The following is a 17,534-nucleotide window of genomic DNA, read 5'->3' on the forward strand; positions in this document are numbered from 1 at the left end:
GCGCAGGCCTATAGTGGATCGAACGTTCCAAAATCAGGAGGTCTCGTCGTGATCGTCATCGGACTCGTGCTCGCGGCCCTCGCCGCTCTGCTGCACGTCTACATCTTCGTGCTGGAGTCGCTGCTCTGGACGACCCCTCGCGCCCGATCCACCTTCGACACCTCCGAGGACGAGGCGCGCGCCACGAAGGAGCTCGCCTTCAACCAGGGCTTCTACAACCTGTTCCTGGCGATCACGACGATCGTCGGCCTGGTCGTCCTCACAGCCGGAGCGACCGCCGTCGGCGCCACTCTCGTCTTCACCGGCACGGGCTCGATGGTCGCCGCGGCGCTCGTCCTCCTCCTCTCCTCCCCCGCCAAGCGCCGCGCGGCGCTCACCCAGATGGCACCCGGGCTGCTCGCGATCCTCGTGCTCGCGATCGGCCTCGCCGCCTGACCCCGCCGCCCGCGCCCGACCTCCTCCGGAAGGCTCCATGACCACCGCCACCAGCACCCAGATCCAGCTCGTCCGCCGTCCCGAGGGCTGGCCCGTCGCCGATGACTTCCGCACCGTCCGGGTGTCGTACGACCCGCCGGCCGCCGGCGAGATCCGCGTCGAGAACGCCTTCGTCTCTGTCGACCCGTACATGCGCGGCCGGATGAACGACGTGAAGAGCTACACGCCGCCCTACGCCCTCGGCGAGACCATGACCGGAGGCGCGATCGGCCGGGTCAGCGTCTCCTCCGACCCTGCGTTCCCGGTGGGCGCGGTCGTGCTCCACCAGCTCGGATGGCGCGACGTCGTCCAGGCCCCCTCCTCCGCCTTCCGCGTCGTCCCCGAGGTGCCCGGCGCTCCTCTCTCGCTGCGGCTCGGGATCCTCGGCATGACCGGCCTCACCGCGTTCGTCGGACTGACCGCGATCGCGGGGATGAAGGAGGGCGACACCGTCTTCGTCTCGGGCGCCGCGGGAGCGGTCGGCTCGGCCGCCGGGCAGATCGCCCGCCTCCTCGGAGCGGGCCGGGTCGTCGGCTCGGCCGGATCGGCCGAGAAGGTCGCGCTCCTCACCGGGAAGTACGGCTACGACGCCGCCTTCGACTACCACTCCGGCCCCGTGCGCGAGCAGCTCGCCGCGGTCGCCCCCGACGGCATCGACGTCTACTTCGACAACGTCGGCGGCGATCACCTCGAAGCCGCCCTCGACGTCTTCCGCGACGGCGGCCGCGCCGCGCTCTGCGGAGCGATCGCGGGCTACAACAGCGCCGAGAAGCCGACCGGGCCGGACAACATGGCGAACATCATCACCCGGGGGCTGACCCTCCGCGGGTTCACCCTGTCGGGCTACCTCGACCGCGCGCCGGAGTTCGACCGGCTGATGTCCGGCTGGTTCCAGGAGGGACGGATCGCCTACGACGAGACGGTCGTGGACGGGATCGAGAACAGCGTCGAGGCGTTCCTCTCGATGATGCGCGGCGGCAACACCGGGAAGATGGTCGTCCGGGTCTGACGCTCCGGCGAGGGTGCGCTGTCGCGGGGATGCCGCGGCGCGGCGGCGGTGGCAGACTCGGCGCATGCCGTCCCTGCTCAGCCGCCCGAGAACCGCGGCGCTCGCGCTCCCCGTGCTCCTGGCCTCCGTGCTCCTCGTCGCCGGATGCGCGGGGCGAGCGGATGTGGCGGCCTCGCGCGCCCCGCTCCCGACGCCGGTGAGCTCCTCGCCGACCCTGTCGCCGTCTCCGTCTCCTGAGGTCACCGCGACGTCCGCTCCCAGCGCGAGCCCCGCGCCAACCGAGACGGTCCCCGAGGCGGTTCCCTCGGACTCGGCGCCGGCGACGGCCGTCCCCGCCGAGCCGGTCCCTGCGCCGGTACCGGCTGCGGTCGAGCGCTGCCACGGCGGCGACCTCGCTCTCGAGTACGTCCCGGACCCGGAGGCGTCCGGCGCGGGCAGCAGCGCCTTCGACCTCGTCCTCACCAACGTCTCCGCCGCGCCCTGCGCCCTGGCCGGGATCCCGGGCGTGTACCCGACCGACGCCGACGGCGTGCGCATCGGAGCGGTCGCCTCGTCGTTCGGGCCGAACCCGGCCGAGCCCTTCACGGTGCAGCCGGGCGGCCGCGCCGACGTCCGCGTGCTCTGGCACTCGCCGGGCGCCTACGGCTGCCCCTCCGCCCGGTCGAGCCGGATCGTCGCGGAGGTGGTGGACGACGTGGATCCCGCGGTCGCCGCGTCGGCGGAGATCGAGGTCTGCACCGACGGCACGGTGATGCTCGAGGCGTCGACGTACACGCTGCTCGGCTGACGCTCCAGGAGCCGGCGCGGACGTCCCGTGCCGCCCTGCTGCTTCTGGAGCCGCTCCGCGACCCCTTGACCGGGACTCCGCGACCCGCGACTCTCACTAGCACGCTCGCTCCCCACCACCAGGAGGTCCCCATGAAGGTCGGCTCGCTCGTTCTCCGTCTCGCCGTCGGCGGTCTGTTCATCGGACACGGACTGCAGAAGCTCCGCGGCTCGTTCGGCGGTCCGGGTCTGGAGGGCACCTCCCAGATGATGGAGAGCCTCGAGATGCACCCGCCCCGCCGGAACGCGCTCGCGGCCGCGGTCACCGAGACGGCCGGCGGAGCCGCCCTCGCCCTTGGAGCGGCCACTCCGCTCGCGGCGGCCGGTCTCGTCGCGACCATGGTCACGGCCGTCCGCAAGGTGCACTGGAGCAACGGCCTCTGGAACGCGGGCGGCGGGTGGGAGTTCAACGGCCTGCTCGTCGCGGCGACGGCGGCGATCGTCGCCGACGGTCCGGGCCCGCTCTCCTTCGACGCGCTGGTCGGGAAGAAGAAGTGGGGTGCCGGATGGGCGCTGTTCGCGCTCGTCGCGGGCGCCGCCGCCTCCACCGCCGCCATCGAGGCGGGACGCCGCGCTGTCAGCACCTCGGAGGAGCCCGGAGCGACGAGCGACTCGTCCACCACTCCCGACTCCCCCACCTCGGCGGCCGACGGCACCGCCTGACCCGACCGGGCTCGGCGACGGGCGGTAGCGTCGGATTCGTGACCGATCCGCTGCCGCCCTCCGCCACCCGCCCGTCCCTCCCGGTCGACGCCGACGCTTGGCAGCGCGCCGCCGACCGCCTGCACGCCGACGGCGACGACGTCGTCGGGCGGATGCGCGTGCTCGTGGCGCGCTACCCCGGGACGGACGGCCGCGCCCGCTTCGAGCTGGCCGGTGCTCTCGACAGCGCCGGCCACGAGGCGGAGGCCGCCGCCGAGTACGAGGAGGCGCTCGCCCTCGGTCTCGACGAGGAGCGGCAGGCGCAGCTGAGCATCCAGTACGCCTCGACGCTGCGGAACCTCGGCCGCCACGACGAGGCCGTCGCCGTGCTGAGCGCGGCCGCTCCGCACCCGTCGGTGGGAGCCGCGCGCGAGGTGTTCCTCGCGCTCGCCCTGCACAGCGCCGGCCGACCCGAAGAGGCGCTCCGCACCGCCCTCGAAGCGATCGTGCCGACGCTGCCCCGCTACCGCCGCTCGGTCTCCGCCTACGCGGCGGCACTCACGGACTGATCCGTCACCCTTCCCGATCCGTCACTCCTTGAGCAGGGCGTCGATCTGGCCCATCGCCTGCCGCATGCCCTCCTCCATGCCCATCTGGACCATCTGCTCGAGCTGCTCGAGGGACGCGAACGACGATCGGACGGTCATCCGGGTCCGCCCTCCCGCCTCCTCGAGGATGACGACCGCGTGGGTCGTCCCGTACGAGTCGTCCGGATTCCCCTCGTCGTCGGCGAAGCCGTCGTCGAACTCGAAGCGCACCGGCTCGTCGACCGCGGTCACGAGCCACCAGCCGCGTGCCTTCTCGCCATCGGGCCCGGTCATCACGTAGCTGCTCCGGCTTCCGACGACGGCGTCGTGCCGCTCGAACGTCGCGGGCCAGGTCGGCGGCCCCCACCAGCGCTCGAGCAGTCGCGGATCGGACCAGATCCGCCAGACGCGGTCGATGCCGGCGTCGAACTCGGCGGTGAGGGTCAGGGTCAGGTTCTCGACGTCCTTCACGGACTCCAGCACGGTCATCGTGCGCTCCTTCTGCTCGGTTCTCCGGACGGTGGCGGATCCTCCTCGGCGAGGAGGTCGGCGATGCGATCCGCTCGTCCGCGCCACAGCTCCTCGTAGGCGTCGAGGAGGCGGGCCGCTGTGCGCAGCCCCGCCACCTCTCCCCGCACGAGCTGCTCTCTGCCCCGCCGCCGCTTGCTGACGAGCGAGGCCCGCTCGAGCACGGCCACGTGCTTCTGGACGGCGGCGAACGACATCTCGTACCGCGAGGCGAGTGCCGTGACGGACTGCTCTCCCTGCAGCACCCGCGCGACGATGTCGCGCCGCGTGCTGTCGGCGAGCGCCCGGAACAGGCGGTCCACCTCGGTGCTGCTTCCCGTATCTACAACCATAGGGCTGTAGATTAGCTCGGTCGGCCCGCCGGGGGAAGGGTCGCGTCCTCCTCGCCTGCACCGGATCGGTCACGGGAGGGCCGCGGCCGACACGAGCCTCCGCGACGTGCTCTCGAAAACCCAGTCCGGTACGGAGCGCGCCGAGAACAGCGACTCGTAGAGCAGCGCCATCGAGTAGTCGGGGTCGAGCCTCCTGGCCTCCGCCAGGTGGGCCGCGGCGAGCGAGGCCGCTCCGCGTGCCCACCAGCACCACGCCAGCGCGGTCAGCACCGGCGCACGGGCCTGCACGGGCGCGAGGGCCGCCGTCCGCGCGAGTGCTCGGGTCGCGAGCGCGAGCCGCTCGGGATCCGGCCCCGGACCTACGCCCATCAGGAGCTCCGCCTCGGCCACCTCGTCGTCGCCCGGGAGTCGCAGGGCGTCGTGCCGCTCGACGAGCGCCTCCATCGTCTCGCCCGTGAGCGCCTGCTCCATCTGCTGGCGGATCATCCTGACCAGGGCCGGCCCGGCCTCCACCGGCCCGAGGGCGATCTGCAGGGTCAGCTGGTCGCGCAGCGGAGGCGACTGGAGGATCTGCACGATGCGTCCCTCCCGCCGCGCGACCGACGGACCGGCCAGCCACCGCTCGATGATCGGAGTGAGACCGGCGATGCCTCCCGCCGGGCCCAGCGCGAGGACCGCCGCGACCACGGCGCGATCGTCCTCCTCGACCACCGGCAGCACGGCCTGCTCCGCCACATCGAGCGGCTCGTCCGCGACCGCGCGCGAGAACAGGCCCGATTCGCTGCCGTGGATCTCGTCGAGCCGACGCGGCGAGCGCCGTTCGGCCGCGATCGTGTAGCGGCCCCACCCGTCGGCGGCGACGCACGCGACGCCGACGATGCCGTGCCGAGTGCGCTCGAGCCGCCGGACCACCGCTCGCCCCAGAGCCGCGAGCGGGATGCCGCGCTCCTCGGCGTAGCTCCGCTCCGAGTAGACGACGACGAGTACCGCGTCGGCCTCGGGCACCGCGGTGAAGGCCTGGACGCAGGCCCCGGCGAGGGCGGCGGTCTCGGACTCCCCGAGCCGCCCCGGCAGCGGGACCCGGAAGCCTCCGACCGCGCGTCGTCCGAGGAACGGCACGATGACGAGCGAGTCCTTCGGGTGCACTCCGACGAGGGACGGGATCACCGACAGGAGGTCGGCGAAGCCCGGGGCGCGGATGAGCTCGGGGCCGGGGTGCGGGTCGAGGGGAACGGAGGTGCGGTCGTGATCTGCCATGCGCCACACCGTCCTCTCCAGCGCACCGTCACGCAGGCCGAGGAGGACGATTCGTGGACAGCGGCCGCGATGCCCACCCTGGGGAGGAGGCGCTGACGCTTCCGGCACTGGCGCCCGCCGCCGGTGCGTCGGACGGTGCTCGCAGCACGGGCCCGGTGCCGGTCCCGGAGAGCGGAGGAGCATCAGCATGGACACGAAGCTCGAACTCGTCTCCGTCCCGGCAGCGGCTCAGAACGCGATGCGGTCGAGCTCCCGCCCGAGGTACGGCGCGAGCGTCCGGGCGTAGGTCTCGGTCAGGTGCCCCATGTCGCGGTACACCTTCACCCCGCCGATCACGAACGGGCAGATCTCCTCGTCGCAGAAGTAGCGGGTGAGGTCGACGGCGTTCGCCCCCTCCCAGCCCTCGGCCGCGGCAGCCATCAGCTCCCGCTCGGCGAACGCCTCGTCGGTCGGGACCCCGCAGACGTCGGCGGTGCCCGGGCGCTCGCTGCACGCCAGATCGTGCACCGTCTCGACGACCGGATTGTCGCGGATCGCGACGACCTCGGTTCCGCGGGCGATCAGGGGAGCCCACGACTCCCTGAAGCCGTCGATGCCCGCCTGCTCGTCGGGCTCGCCCGAGGAGCCGATGAACACGGACTTCTTCGCGGAGTACGCCGTGACCATCAGGTCGTACGGCTCCTGCGACGCCAGCTCCTCCTGCAGCTTCTCGACCCAGATCGCGCACGACGAGCGCGACACGGACGAGTCGTCGCGACGCGACGCGGTCGTGAAGACGCAGCCCGTCTTGTAGTAGGAGTGCAGATCCCAGCCGCGCTCCTCCGCCACCCCGCGCAGCGCGGGGAAGAAGGACGCGGCGTGCGAGTTCCCGATCAGCAGGACCCGGCGGCCGGCGGGATCGCCGAAGCGGCACTCCTTCAGCTCGACGCCCGCGTTGTTGGTGCTGCACTCCCTCGTGTTGATCCCGGAGCCGTCCTCGGACGCGTCGAAGGCGGGGACGCTGGTCGTCCAGGAGCGGGTCTGCTCGCAGGCCGAGGCGTTCTCGACCGCGGCGGCACCGAAGCAGCCGTCGGTCGAGACGGGGATCGCGCTCGCACGGGCGAGATCGGCGCTGATCGCCGCGTTCGTGGCCGCGATCGCCCCTCCGCCGCCGAGCACAGCGACCAGCATCATCGCCGTCGGAGCGAGCGCCCGCCAGCGCGATCCGGTCGGCGCACGCCGATGCAGCGGATCCTCGAGGAAGTGCTTGGACAGAGTGGCCAGCACCACCGCCGCCGCCACGATGGACAGCCCGGCGACCAGCCCGGGCTCCTGCCCCGAGATCTCCTCCCAGAACACGAGCAGCGGCCAGTGCCACAGGTAGAGCCCGTAGCTGACGCCGCCGAGCCAGACCAGCGGCCGCAGAGCGAGCAGCCGCGCGACGCCGAACGTCGGAGCGGGGCCCGTCCCCGCGATCAGGACGAGGACCGCCGAGAGGGTCGGCCAGAGGGCGGCCGCTCCCGGGAACGCACTCGACACCTGCAGGACGATGCCGCACGAGATCACGCCGACGAGGCCCAGCCATCCCGCCACCACCCGGATCGCCGTCGGCAGCGTCCGCCCGGTCAGCACGAGAGCGCTGAGCGATCCGAGCCCGAACTCCCACGTCCGCGCGAGCACGCTGTAGTAGGCCGACGGCTGGTCGCGCTGCACCAGCAGCACGGAGTAGGCGAAGGAGACGACGCTCACGACGGCGACCACGACGAGCAGCACCCGGAGCAGATCCACCCGACGTCGCAGGACGACGACGATCGCCGTCGCGGCGAACGCGAGGAGCAACCAGACCAGGTAGAACTGCCCCTGCACCGACATCGCCCAGAAGTTCTGCACCGGCGAGTGGAAGTTGTCCTGCGCGAGGTAGTCCACTCCTGCTCGGTCCAGGACCACGTTCTCGACGTAGAGCGCCGACCCGAGCACCTCGGTGAAGGTCTGCTTCAACTGGGAGGGCCGCAGGAGGAACGGGCTCACCGCCGCGACCACCACGAGCACCACGGCCGCCGCGGGGAAGAGCCGCGACGCGAGCCGCGAGACGAACACGACGGGGCGGACGCGCCCGTACCGGCGGACCTGCCCCATCAGCGTCACCGTGGTCAGGAACCCGGCGACGACGAAGAAGACGTCGACACCTCCCGAGACGCGGCCCAGCCAGATGTGGAACGACGCGACCAGGAGCGAGGCGACGGCGCGCAGGCCCTCGATCTCGGGCCGGTAGCCCGCGGAGTCGGACTTCTTCGAGACCGCGGGGGCCGACCGGCCGCCGGGCGTCGTGCGGTCCGAGGGAGGGGCGATCGGCATGGGCGGGAGGATCCTTCGAATGGCGGAGGGGCGGGGCGGGCCGCAGCGTCCGGCGTTCGGTCGCCGGGGCGGATTCGTTCCCGTTCAGGACATCCGTGTCCGAAGAAGGGGCTGGAGCCGTGACTCGACGTCGTTCGCGGACAATCTAGCGGCGCTCCTCCGCTAGCACAAAGTTGAAGGACACGTAGTCCCCTGGCGCATCACTGGCGGGTCAACGGATCCGACGCACGATCGAGACGATCCCGCTCCTGCCGACACTGTCACAGTGAGAGCAGGCGGAGGAGGCCCGATGATCACCGAGACGACCACCGACGCCGAGCTGGTCCGGCGGGCCGCCGCGGGCAGCGAGGCGGCCTTCCGCACGCTCTACCGCGCCTACGTCCGCCCCGTCTACTGGCTCGCGCACGGGGTCCTCCACGATCCCGCCGAGGCGGAGGAGGTCACGCAGGAGACCTTCGTCGTGGCCTGGAGCAAACTCGACGGCCTCGACCTGATCGGCGACTCCCTCCTCCCCTGGCTCGTCACGATCTGCCGCTTCCAGGCGGCGAACCGGGTGCGCGCGCTGCGACGCGAGCGCGACCGCACCGCGCCGACGGAGGAGGAGCCCGCCTCCCCCCACGACCTCGAGCAGCAGGTGGTCACCGCCGCCCTGGCCGAGGCCGTCCTCCGGGCGACCGAGGGGCTCTCCGAGCTCGATCGGGCCGTGTTCCGCCTGTGTGCGACCGAGGGACGGGGCTACGAGGAGGCCGCGCGCGAGCTCGGCGTCTCGCACGCCACCGTCCGCAACCGCCTGTCCCGCGTCCGCCGGCGCCTGCGCCTGGTGGTCGACGACTTCCGAGGAGCAGAACAGCCGTGACCGAGACTCCCGATCTCCTCCCGCCTCTCGACGAGCACCGCGTCTCCGCGATCGAGGCGCGCGTCTTCCGCTCGCTCGCCGCTGCGCGCGCCGCGCGGTCGGCGCACCGTCGGAGGGCGCTCTCGATCGGAGGTGCCGCCGCAGGCCTCCTCGTGCTCGCCGTCGTGGTCGGTCCCCTCGTGAGCGTGAACGGCCTGTCGGTCGGCTCCTCGGACTCCGCTGCGATCGCACCCGACTCCGCCGCCGACGCCGGCGCAGGCTCCGCCGCCGGTGCCGGCGCGGAGTCGTCTGAGGGGTCCGCGCCGGAGGGAGCGGGCATCGCCGGCGCCCTCCCCGCTGTGGGCTCCCCTGCGTCGAGCACTCGCGAGATCGCGTCGACCGCCGCCGCGACCGTCCGCGTCCCGTCCGTCGCCGACGCGATCGCGGCCCTCTCCGCGAGCGCCGTGGAACTCGGCGGCTACGTCGAGAGCTCGAGCACGTCCGACACCGGCGGATCCACGACGGCGGACGATTCCGGCGACGACCGGATCGAGCCCTCCTTCCCCGCACCGCTCCCGTCGGGCGCCGGCTCCGTCACCCTCCGCGTCCCCGCCGATCGACTCTCCGACGCGCGGGCGTCCCTGACCGAGCTCGGCACCGTCACCGAGTCGACCGTCGAGAGGCAGGACGTCACTCTGCAGGCCGTCGACCTCCGGGCGCGCGCCGCCGCGACGCAGGCCTCGGTCGATCGCCTCACGGAGCTCGTGGCGCAGGCCGGCGATCTCGCCGATCTGCTGGCGGCCGAGTCCGCACTCACGCAGCGCCAGGCCGAGCTCGAGTCGACCCGGCAGCAGCTCACCGCACTCGAGAGCCGCGTGTCGCTCGCCTCCCTGAGCATCACGGTGCTCCCGGAGGACACCGCCGCGCCGGCCGACCCCGCCGGCTTCCTCGACGGGCTCCTCAGCGGCTGGAACGGTCTCGTCGCGGCCGCGAACGCCGTTCTGATCGGCATCGGGTTCCTGCTCCCCTGGCTGCTCGTCGCCGCCGTCGTCGCCGCGGTCGTGCTGGCCGTCCGTCGCCGACGGGCACCGCCCGCGCCCGACTCCGACTAGTCTCCAGGGTGGCCTCCGCGCCTGTCGTCCCACCAGAGAGAATCACCGTGAGCCTCCTCCGCACCAAGTCCGTCGAGCAGTCGATCGCCGACACCGACGAGCCAGAGTTCCGCCTCAAGAAGTCGCTGTCCGCCCTCGACCTCACGGTCTTCGGCGTCGGCGTCGTGATCGGGGCCGGCATCTTCACTCTCACCGGACGCGCCGCGCACGACATCGCCGGACCCGCCATCGTCCTGAGCTTCGTGGTCGCCGCCTTCGCGTGCGCCCTCGCGGCCATGTGCTACGCCGAGTTCGCCTCCACGGTCCCCGTCTCGGGCTCCGCCTACACCTTCTCCTACGCCTCCCTCGGCGAGCTGTTCGCCTGGATCATCGGCTGGGACCTCATCCTCGAGCTCTTCCTCGGCGCGAGCGTCGTCGCCCAGGGCTGGAGTGCCTACCTGGGCTCGCTGCTCGGCCAGCTCGGCGTCGTGCTGCCCCCCGCGATCTCCTACGGCGGAGTCGTCGACCTGCCCGCGATCCTGCTGGTGCTCGTGCTCGGCGGCCTCATGACCTTCGGGATCAAGGAGTCCCTCCGCGTGAACCTCGTGCTCGTCGCGGTCAAGCTCTTCATCGTCCTGTTCGTCATCATCGCCGGGATCCAGTTCATCGACTCGGCGAACTACTCGCCCTTCGTCCCGCCGTCGGCGCCCACGGAGTCGGCCTCCGGTCTCACCCAGCCGCTCCTCCAGTTCCTCTCGGGCATCGAGCCCGCCACCTTCGGCATCGGCGGCATCATCGCCGGCGCCTCCCTCGTCTTCTTCGCCTACATCGGCTTCGACGTCGTCGCGACGACGGCCGAGGAGACGCGGAACCCGCAGCGCGACATGCCCATCGGCATCATCGCCTCGCTCGCGATCTGCACCGTCCTCTACTGCGCGGTCGCCCTCGTCGTCACCGGCATGGTCCCCTACCGCGAGCTCGACCCCTCCGCGGCCCTGGCCAACGCCTTCGCGTACCACGGCCAGACCTGGATGGCGACGGTCATCTCGGCCGGCGCCGTCGCGGGCCTCACCACGGTCGTGCTCACGCTGCTGATCGGAGCGACGCGCATCATCTTCGCGATGTCTCGCGACGGCCTGCTCCCCCAGCGCCTCGCCACCGTGCACCCGCGCCTGCGGACCCCGTGGGTCACCTCCCTCGCCGTGACCGTCGTCGTCGCGCTGCTCGCGGGGCTGACCCCGATCGGCGTCCTGGAGGAGATGGTCAACATCGGCACGCTGTCGGCGTTCGTGCTCGTCTCGGTCGGCGTCATCGTCCTGCGGCGCACGCGCCCCGACCTCAAGCGCGGCTTCCGAGTCCCGCTCAACCCGTGGCTCCCCGGACTGTCGGCGCTGATCTGCACCTACCTGATGCTCAACCTCTCGATCGAGACCTGGCTGCGGTTCCTGATCTGGCTGGCCATCGGCTTCGCGATCTACTTCGCCTACTCCCGTCGCCACGCGAAGATCGGGAAGTAGGCGCGCACGGAGCCGGGAGTCAGGACACCGCGGTCGGCGTCGGCCGCAGCACCTTCTCCATCGCCTTCCCCCGGGCGAGCTCGTCGACGAGCTTGTCGAGGTACCGGATGCGCTGCATGAGCGGGTCCTCGACGTCCTCGACGCGGATCCCGCAGATCACGCCGGTGATCAGCACGGCGTTCGGGTTCAGGTCCGACGCCGCGAAGAAGTCCTCGAACGTCGTCCGCTCGGCGAGGTGCCTCTGCAGCTCGGCTTCGTCGAAGCCGGTCAGCCACCGGATGACCTCGTGGAGCTCCTCGACGGTCCGCCCCTTCTTCTCCACCTTCGCCACGTAGTGCGGATGGACGTCGGCGACCGCCGTGCGGAAGATCCTGCTCATGGCGGAAGGGTAGTCCGGCCGGGCGCCTGCGCGCACTCCCGGAGCCGCGCGGGAATGCCCGCCGCCCGCTCGGTCTTGCACCCCGTATGAGAGCGATCGTCTACACCTCCACCGGCCCCTCGTCCGTCCTGTCCCTCGTCGACCGCGAGCCCGCCGCTCCCGGCGACGGTGAGGTGCGCGTCCGCGTCGTCACCTCGGGAGTCAACCCGACCGACTGGAAGGCGCGGGCCGAGGGCGACCTCGCGTTCGACGAGGTGGTCCCGAACCAGGACGGCGCCGGAGTGGTGGACGCCGTCGGTGCCGGTGTCGCCGACCTCGCCGAGGGCGACCGCGTCTGGTTCTTCCTTGCCGCGCACCAGCGGCCCACGGGCAGCGCGCAGGAGTACGCGGTGCTCCCCGCCGACCGCGTCGTGCGCCTCCCCGAGGGCATCGGCTTCGACGTCGCCGCGAGCCTCGGCGTCCCGGCGATGACCGCGCACCGCGCCCTGACCGTGCACGAGGAGGGCCCCGCACGGCTCTCCCCCGGCGCGCTCTCCGGCCGCACCGTCCTCGTCCAGGGTGGAGCGGGTGCCGTCGGCCACGCCGCGATCCAGCTCGCCGCATGGGCCGGAGCGACCGTCATCGCCACCGTCAGCAGCGACGCCAAGGCCGCTCTCGCGACCGCGGCCGGCGCCCACCACGTCCTGCAGTACCCCGACGACGCGCTCGCCGACCGCATCCGCGAGATCGCTCCCGACGGCGTGCAGCAGATCGTCGAGGTCGCTCCGGCGCAGAACGCCGCTCTCGACGTCGACGTTCTCGCCAACCACGGCAGCATCGGCTACTACGCGAACAACAACGGCGACGAGTTCACGATCCCGATCGTCCCGAGCTTCGCCAAGAACGCCCGCTGGCAGGGCCTGCTCCTCTACACCGTCGGCGCGGAGCCCCTCCGAGCCGCCGCCGAGGACATCACCGCGGCGCTCGTCGACGGAGCACTCCCCGTCGGCGAGGACGCAGGCCTCCCCCTCACCTGGTTCCCCCTCGAGGAGACCGCCGCCGCGCACGACGCCGTCGAGGCCGGCACCACCGGCAAGATCCTGATCAGCGTCTCCGCCGAATAGACCGCGAGCAGCACGTCGGCCGGGAGCGGCCGCGGACCGCCCCGCTCGGGCGGCCACCGCTCCCGGCCGACACCGCTCATGCGGCGGATGGCCGCTGAGCGCGTACCGCCGGCCCCGCGGGCAGATCGCCGCCCGAGGCGGCACGCGGAACGCCCCCGGAAACAACGAAGCCCTGGTGGAAGAGGCTTCTCACCAGGGCTTGCTGTCGGGCTGACAGGATTTGAACCTGCGACCCCTTGACCCCCAGTCAAGTGCGCTACCAAGCTGCGCCACAGCCCGTGGCAGACCGGGCACGTGGCCCGGGCAACTCGACTATCTTAGCGGGTCGCGACGCCGGAAGTGAAAACGAGCCGGGCCCGCGCCTGCGTAGAATCGCTGAGCGCCTGCGCCCCGGAACCACCGGGTGCCGGACGGGCGGCACGGGAGGCGGCATGGACGCGCGGCAGAGGCGATCGCAGGAGTCGCTGCACAGGGCGATCATCGAGCTCGCCACCGAGCGCGCCGTGTCGGGCCTGACCGTGTCGGACATCACCGACCGCGCCGGAGTGAACCGGTCGACCTTCTACGCGCACGCGGCGTCCGCCGCCGAACTGCTGACGGCGGCGCTCCTGACCGATCTCGAGCGCATCCGCGTCGCGTACGTGACGAGGCTCGGCGACGGCGATCCGGCGGGCGCGTCCAACCGCGAGGCGACGCTCCGCATCCTCGACCACCTCGAGCGTCACCGCGCCCTCTACCTCGGCGCCTTCGACGACGTCGGAGGGGACTCGGGTATCCGCGTCATGCTGGCCGCTCAATTCCGCCGATCCGTCAGCGAGGCCGTCGAGAGCGGTGCGGTGACGGTTCCGCACGAGAGCCGCCTCCCCGGCGGCGCGGCGTCCTACATCTCGGCCGGCTCGGCCGCGCTGATGGAGGAGTGGCTGCGACTGCCCGCTCCTCGCGACCCCGATCTCTATCTCGACGCCTTCGCCCAGGTCCTGCCGGCGTGGTGGCCGCTCACGGCGGACGCGCCCGAGACCGCGAACGCCTGAGCCGCACGAACGTCTGCACCGCCCCGACGCCGGAACCGCCTCCGGCCCGCCGGATCCGAGGATCCCGGCGGGCCGGAGACAGGAGGAACGAGGGTCAGCGCGCCCGCTTCTCGCGCACGCGCATGTTCACGTTCACCGGCGACCCCTGGAAGCCGTAGATCTCGCGCAGCCGGCGCTGGATGTAGCGGCGGTAGCCGGGGTCGAGGAACCCGGTCGTGAACAGCACGAATGTCGGCGGCCGCGAGGACGCCTGCGTGCCGAACAGCACGCGGGGCTGCTTGCCTCCGCGCAGGGGGTGCGGATGCGCCGCCGTCAGCTCGGCGAGGAACGCGTTGAACTTGCCGGTCGGGATGCGTGTGTCCCACGACTCGAGCGCCAGCTCCAGCGCGGGGACCAGCTTCTCGAGGTGGCGGCCGGTGCGCGCCGAGATGTTGACGCGGGGAGCCCAGGCGACGTGCGCCAGGTCCTTCTCGATCTCGCGCTCGAGGTAGCGGCGGCGCTCGTCGTCGAGCAGGTCCCACTTGTTGAAGGCGAGGACCAGAGCGCGACCGGATTCGAGCACGAGGTCGATGATGCGGACGTCCTGCTCCGAGATCGGCTCGGAGACGTCGATCACGACGACCGCGACCTCCGCCTTCTCGAGCGCGGTCGAGGTGCGCAGCGACGCGTAGAAGTCGGCGCCCTGCTGCAGGTGCACGCGACGGCGGATGCCGGCGGTGTCGACGAAGCGCCACACCTTGCCGGCGATCTCGACCTGCTCGTCGACCGGGTCGCGGGTGGTGCCGGCGAGCTCGTTGACGACGACCCGCTCCTCCCCCGCGGCCTTGTTCAGGAGGCTCGACTTGCCGACGTTGGGCCGGCCGAGGATCGCGACGCGGCGCGGTCCGCCGACCTCGCGCTTGGCGACGGCGGACTCGAGCGGCAGGGTCTTCAGGACCGTGTCGAGCAGGTCCGCGACGCCGCGGCCGTGGACGGCCGAGACGGGGTACGGCTCGCCGAGGCCGAGCGACCACAACGTGGCGGCGTTGGGCTCCTGGCGCGCGTCGTCGACCTTGTTGGCCGCGAGGAACACCGGCTTCTTCGTCTTGCGGAGCAGCTTCACGACGTGCTCGTCGGTCGCGGTCGCTCCCACGTTCGCGTCGACCACGAAGATCACGGCGTCGGCGAGGTCGATCGCGATCTCGGCCTGCGCGGCGACGGAGGCGTCGATGCCGCGGGCGTCGGGCTCCCAGCCGCCGGTGTCGACGATCGTGAAGGCGCGATCGATCCACTCGGCGCGGTAGGAGACGCGGTCGCGGGTCACTCCGGGGGTGTCCTCCACGACTGCCTCGCGGCGCCCCAGGATCCGGTTGACGAGCGCCGACTTGCCGACGTTCGGCCGGCCGACGATCGCGACCACAGGCAGAGCCGGCAGGTAGCGGACCTCGTCCGAGTCCTCGCCCGAGTACTCGAGGAGGGTGAGGTCCTCGTCGTCGAGGTCGTAGTCCTCGAGTCCGCTCCGGAGCGCGTTCGCGCGCGAGGAGACGAGCTGCTCGTCGAGGTCGCCGAGGCGCTCGACGAGGTCGTCGTCTCCGAAGTTCAGCTCGTCGTCACCGACGCGCGTGTCCTGTGCCATGATCGGCCCTTGCTCTCGAGGTATTGACCTCGGCGATGACCGCGTCGACGGTCTGCTCGAAGTCGAGATGAGTGGAGTCGAGAAGAGTGACTCCTTCTGCGGCGTTGAGGAAATCGACCACCTGGGAGTCGGCGCGGTCCCTCGACCGCAGTGCCTGACCCGTCGCTTCCGCGGATTCCGTGGTGACTTCGCGCGAACGCCTCGCCATTCTAGCCTCTTCGCTCGCCGTGAGCAGGATCCGGACCGCCGCCGTCGGTGCGACCACGGTGGTGATGTCCCGTCCCTCGACGATGATGCCCGCCTTGCGGGTCTCGCCGATGATCCGCCGGAAGAGCAGCGTGACCCGTCGGCGCACCTCCGGCACCTTCGCCACGGCCGACACCCGGCCCGTGACACGGGGCTCCCGGATCGCCGCGGTCACCTCGGTCCGGCCGACCCAGACGGAGTAGGACTCGGGGTCGGTGCCGATGGAGTAGTCGAAGCCGTCGAGGGCGTCGACGATCGCGTCCTCGTCGTCGAAGTCGAGCCCGACCTCGAGCGCGTGCCAGGCGAGGGCCCGGTAGGCCGCGCCCGTGTCGAGGAACTCGAAGTCGAGGCGGCGGGCCGCCTCGCGCGAGACGCTCGACTTGCCGCTCCCGGCGGGGCCGTCGACGGCGACCACGACCGCGTCGCCGAAGTCGGCGGACTCGTCGGCGCGCGCACCGCGGGTCGACGACGGAGCGGCTCCGCCCTCCTCCGGCATGCTCTGCTGGGCTCTGCGGGCGGGCGTCATCCTGTTCAGGCCGCCCTCCTGCCTGCTCTGCTCCGTGCTCATCCGGCGATCCTCCAGCCGCGTGCGGTCAGTTCCTCGGTCAGCGGCCCGACCGCCTCGGGCACCACCGAGATCTCGGCAAGGCCCACGCGGCGCCCCTCCGCGTGCTCGAGGCGCACGTCCTCCATGTTGACGCCGGCCTTGCCGATCTCGACGAGGAGACGGCCCAGGGTTCCGGGCACGTCGTCGATCAGGACGATGAGGGTCGCGAAGCGCTGGTCCTGGCCGTGCTTGCCGGGCAGGCGGGCGACCCCCGCGTTGCCGGCAGCGAAGTGCTCGGCCAGCAGGCGTCGCGCTCCGGGAGCGTCCAGGTCGCGCAGGGCGTCGGCGAACGCGGCGACGTCGTCCCGGAAGGCGTCGAGCACCTCGACCACGTTCCCGCGGTTGGCCGCCAGGATCTGCACCCAGAGCTCCGGAGCCGACGACGCGAGCCTGGTGACATCCCGCACCCCCTGCCCGGCGAGGCGGAGCGACGCGTTCGGCGCGTCGAGCAGCCGCGCACCGAGGAGCGAGGAGACGACCTGGGGCACGTGCGAGACGAGGCCGACCGACAGGTCGTGCTCCTCCGGACCCATCTCGACGATCGCGGCACCGAGATCGAGCGCGAGGGCCTCGACGCGGGCCAGGGCCTCCGCGGTCGTCTCACCGTCGCGGCAGATCACCCACGGGCGTCCGACGAAGAGGTCGCCGCGCGCGGCGACGGGGCCACCGCGCTCGCGGCCGGCCATCGGGTGCGAGCCGATGTAGCGCGTGAGGTCGATGCCGCGCGCGCGGAGGTCTCGCAACGGCTCGGTCTTGACGCTCGCGACGTCCGTCACGACGGCGTCGGGGTGCGCGGCGAGCTCCCGCTCGACGACCCCCGCCACCACGTCCGGAGGCACGCAGACCACGACCAGTGCGGGGCGGTCCTCGGCGGAGGCGGCACGACCCGCTCCGTAGTCGATGGCGAGCGAGAGGCTGGCCGGCGACGCGTCGTCGAGCACGACGTCGACCCCGCGCGAGGCGAGGCCGAGGCCGATGCTCGCACCGAGCAGTCCGGAGCCGACCACCCGCACCGTCCCCGTCGTCCGCATCGCGGGCGGGGCGGGGTGCAGGAGCTCGTTCACCCCGACAGCCTACCGATCCGGTCGTCGCTGCTTGTCCGGGCCGGAGCGCCGACCGGCC

The 17,534-nt window shown here is 72.3% G+C and carries 18 protein-coding genes and 1 tRNA gene; 10 read left to right on the plus strand and 9 right to left on the minus strand.

Going from position 1 to position 17,534, the window contains the following annotated elements; all coding sequences use genetic code 11:
* Positions 1-48 precede the first annotated feature (48 nt).
* The 5 genes from C1I63_RS15705 to C1I63_RS15725 all read left to right on the plus strand — a co-directional run bounded on the left by C1I63_RS15705 (position 49) and on the right by C1I63_RS15725 (position 3,519).
* Positions 49-435, plus strand: coding sequence for a DUF1304 domain-containing protein (locus C1I63_RS15705; protein ID WP_107575370.1), 387 nt, complete (start codon positions 49-51; stop codon positions 433-435).
* Positions 436-472: 37 nt separating this feature from the next.
* On the plus strand, positions 473-1,483 hold the full coding sequence (locus C1I63_RS15710; RefSeq protein WP_107575371.1) for an NADP-dependent oxidoreductase: 1,011 nt from the start codon (positions 473-475) through the stop codon (positions 1,481-1,483).
* Positions 1,484-1,547: 64 nt separating this feature from the next.
* Entirely contained in the window at positions 1,548-2,270 is a 723-nt protein-coding gene (locus C1I63_RS15715) for a DUF4232 domain-containing protein (protein ID WP_107575372.1), read from the plus strand.
* 131 nt (positions 2,271-2,401) lie between these two features.
* Positions 2,402-2,971: a DoxX family protein gene (locus tag C1I63_RS15720; protein WP_107575373.1), complete on the plus strand. Its 570-nt coding sequence runs from the start codon at positions 2,402-2,404 to the stop codon at positions 2,969-2,971.
* Between the two features lie 38 nt (positions 2,972-3,009).
* Complete coding sequence (locus tag C1I63_RS15725) at positions 3,010-3,519, plus strand: tetratricopeptide repeat protein (RefSeq protein WP_244907107.1); 510 nt, start codon at positions 3,010-3,012, stop codon at positions 3,517-3,519.
* A 21-nt stretch (positions 3,520-3,540) separates the two neighbouring features.
* Here the strand turns inward: C1I63_RS15725 and C1I63_RS15730 are convergent, their stop codons facing one another.
* The 4 genes from C1I63_RS15730 to C1I63_RS15745 all read right to left on the minus strand — a co-directional run bounded on the left by C1I63_RS15730 (position 3,541) and on the right by C1I63_RS15745 (position 7,988).
* Positions 3,541-4,026: an SRPBCC family protein gene (locus C1I63_RS15730; protein WP_107575374.1), complete on the minus strand. Its 486-nt coding sequence runs from the start codon at positions 4,024-4,026 to the stop codon at positions 3,541-3,543.
* Positions 4,023-4,397: an ArsR/SmtB family transcription factor gene (locus C1I63_RS15735; protein WP_107575375.1), complete on the minus strand. Its 375-nt coding sequence runs from the start codon at positions 4,395-4,397 to the stop codon at positions 4,023-4,025. Before C1I63_RS15735 ends, C1I63_RS15730 begins: the two co-directional genes overlap by 4 nt.
* Positions 4,398-4,466: 69 nt before the next feature.
* Positions 4,467-5,654 (minus strand): DUF4192 family protein, encoded by a 1,188-nt coding sequence (locus C1I63_RS15740; protein ID WP_170116398.1) that lies wholly within the window; start codon positions 5,652-5,654, stop codon positions 4,467-4,469.
* A 228-nt stretch (positions 5,655-5,882) separates the two neighbouring features.
* Positions 5,883-7,988: an acyltransferase family protein gene (locus tag C1I63_RS15745; RefSeq protein ID WP_107575377.1), complete on the minus strand. Its 2,106-nt coding sequence runs from the start codon at positions 7,986-7,988 to the stop codon at positions 5,883-5,885.
* Between the two features lie 289 nt (positions 7,989-8,277).
* Between C1I63_RS15745 and C1I63_RS15750 the strand changes: the two genes are divergently transcribed.
* From C1I63_RS15750 to C1I63_RS15760, 3 genes are read left to right on the plus strand one after another with little or no spacing between them, the layout of a single operon-like run.
* Complete coding sequence (locus C1I63_RS15750; protein ID WP_107575378.1) at positions 8,278-8,844, plus strand: RNA polymerase sigma factor; 567 nt, start codon at positions 8,278-8,280, stop codon at positions 8,842-8,844.
* The gene (locus C1I63_RS15755; RefSeq protein WP_107575379.1) at positions 8,841-9,935 is read left to right on the plus strand and encodes a DUF4349 domain-containing protein; all 1,095 of its coding nucleotides are present in this window, start codon (positions 8,841-8,843) and stop codon (positions 9,933-9,935) included. Before C1I63_RS15750 ends, C1I63_RS15755 begins: the two co-directional genes overlap by 4 nt.
* A 47-nt stretch (positions 9,936-9,982) precedes the next feature.
* Positions 9,983-11,431, plus strand: a complete 1,449-nt coding sequence (locus C1I63_RS15760; RefSeq protein ID WP_055794766.1) for an amino acid permease — start codon at positions 9,983-9,985, stop codon at positions 11,429-11,431.
* A 19-nt stretch (positions 11,432-11,450) separates the two neighbouring features.
* Here the strand turns inward: C1I63_RS15760 and C1I63_RS15765 are convergent, their stop codons facing one another.
* Positions 11,451-11,810: a DUF2200 domain-containing protein gene (locus tag C1I63_RS15765; RefSeq protein ID WP_055794764.1), complete on the minus strand. Its 360-nt coding sequence runs from the start codon at positions 11,808-11,810 to the stop codon at positions 11,451-11,453.
* An 86-nt stretch (positions 11,811-11,896) separates the two neighbouring features.
* On the opposite strand from C1I63_RS15765, the gene C1I63_RS15770 reads away from it, so the two are divergent.
* Positions 11,897-12,913, plus strand: coding sequence for an NADPH:quinone reductase (locus C1I63_RS15770; RefSeq protein ID WP_107575380.1), 1,017 nt, complete (start codon positions 11,897-11,899; stop codon positions 12,911-12,913).
* A gap of 205 nt (positions 12,914-13,118) precedes the next feature.
* Here the strand turns inward: C1I63_RS15770 and C1I63_RS15775 are convergent.
* Positions 13,119-13,192, minus strand: a tRNA-Pro gene (locus tag C1I63_RS15775).
* 152 nt (positions 13,193-13,344) lie between these two features.
* On the opposite strand from C1I63_RS15775, the gene C1I63_RS15780 reads away from it, so the two are divergent.
* Positions 13,345-13,944, plus strand: a complete 600-nt coding sequence (locus C1I63_RS15780) for a TetR/AcrR family transcriptional regulator (RefSeq protein ID WP_107575381.1) — start codon at positions 13,345-13,347, stop codon at positions 13,942-13,944.
* A gap of 94 nt (positions 13,945-14,038) precedes the next feature.
* On the opposite strand, the gene der is transcribed toward C1I63_RS15780, so the two are convergent.
* From der to C1I63_RS15795, 3 genes are read right to left on the minus strand one after another with little or no spacing between them, the layout of a single operon-like run.
* A complete protein-coding gene (gene der, locus C1I63_RS15785) occupies positions 14,039-15,559 on the minus strand; it encodes a ribosome biogenesis GTPase Der (RefSeq protein WP_056867355.1) in 1,521 nt (506 codons plus the stop codon).
* A complete protein-coding gene (gene cmk, locus C1I63_RS15790; RefSeq protein ID WP_244907108.1) occupies positions 15,534-16,373 on the minus strand; it encodes a (d)CMP kinase in 840 nt (279 codons plus the stop codon). Before cmk ends, der begins: the two co-directional genes overlap by 26 nt.
* Positions 16,370-17,443 (minus strand): prephenate dehydrogenase, encoded by a 1,074-nt coding sequence (locus tag C1I63_RS15795; RefSeq protein ID WP_107575908.1) that lies wholly within the window; start codon positions 17,441-17,443, stop codon positions 16,370-16,372. Before C1I63_RS15795 ends, cmk begins: the two co-directional genes overlap by 4 nt.
* Positions 17,444-17,534 lie beyond the last annotated feature (91 nt).

This window comes from Rathayibacter caricis DSM 15933 (assembly GCF_003044275.1).
Lineage (GTDB): Bacteria > Actinomycetota > Actinomycetes > Actinomycetales > Microbacteriaceae > Rathayibacter > Rathayibacter caricis.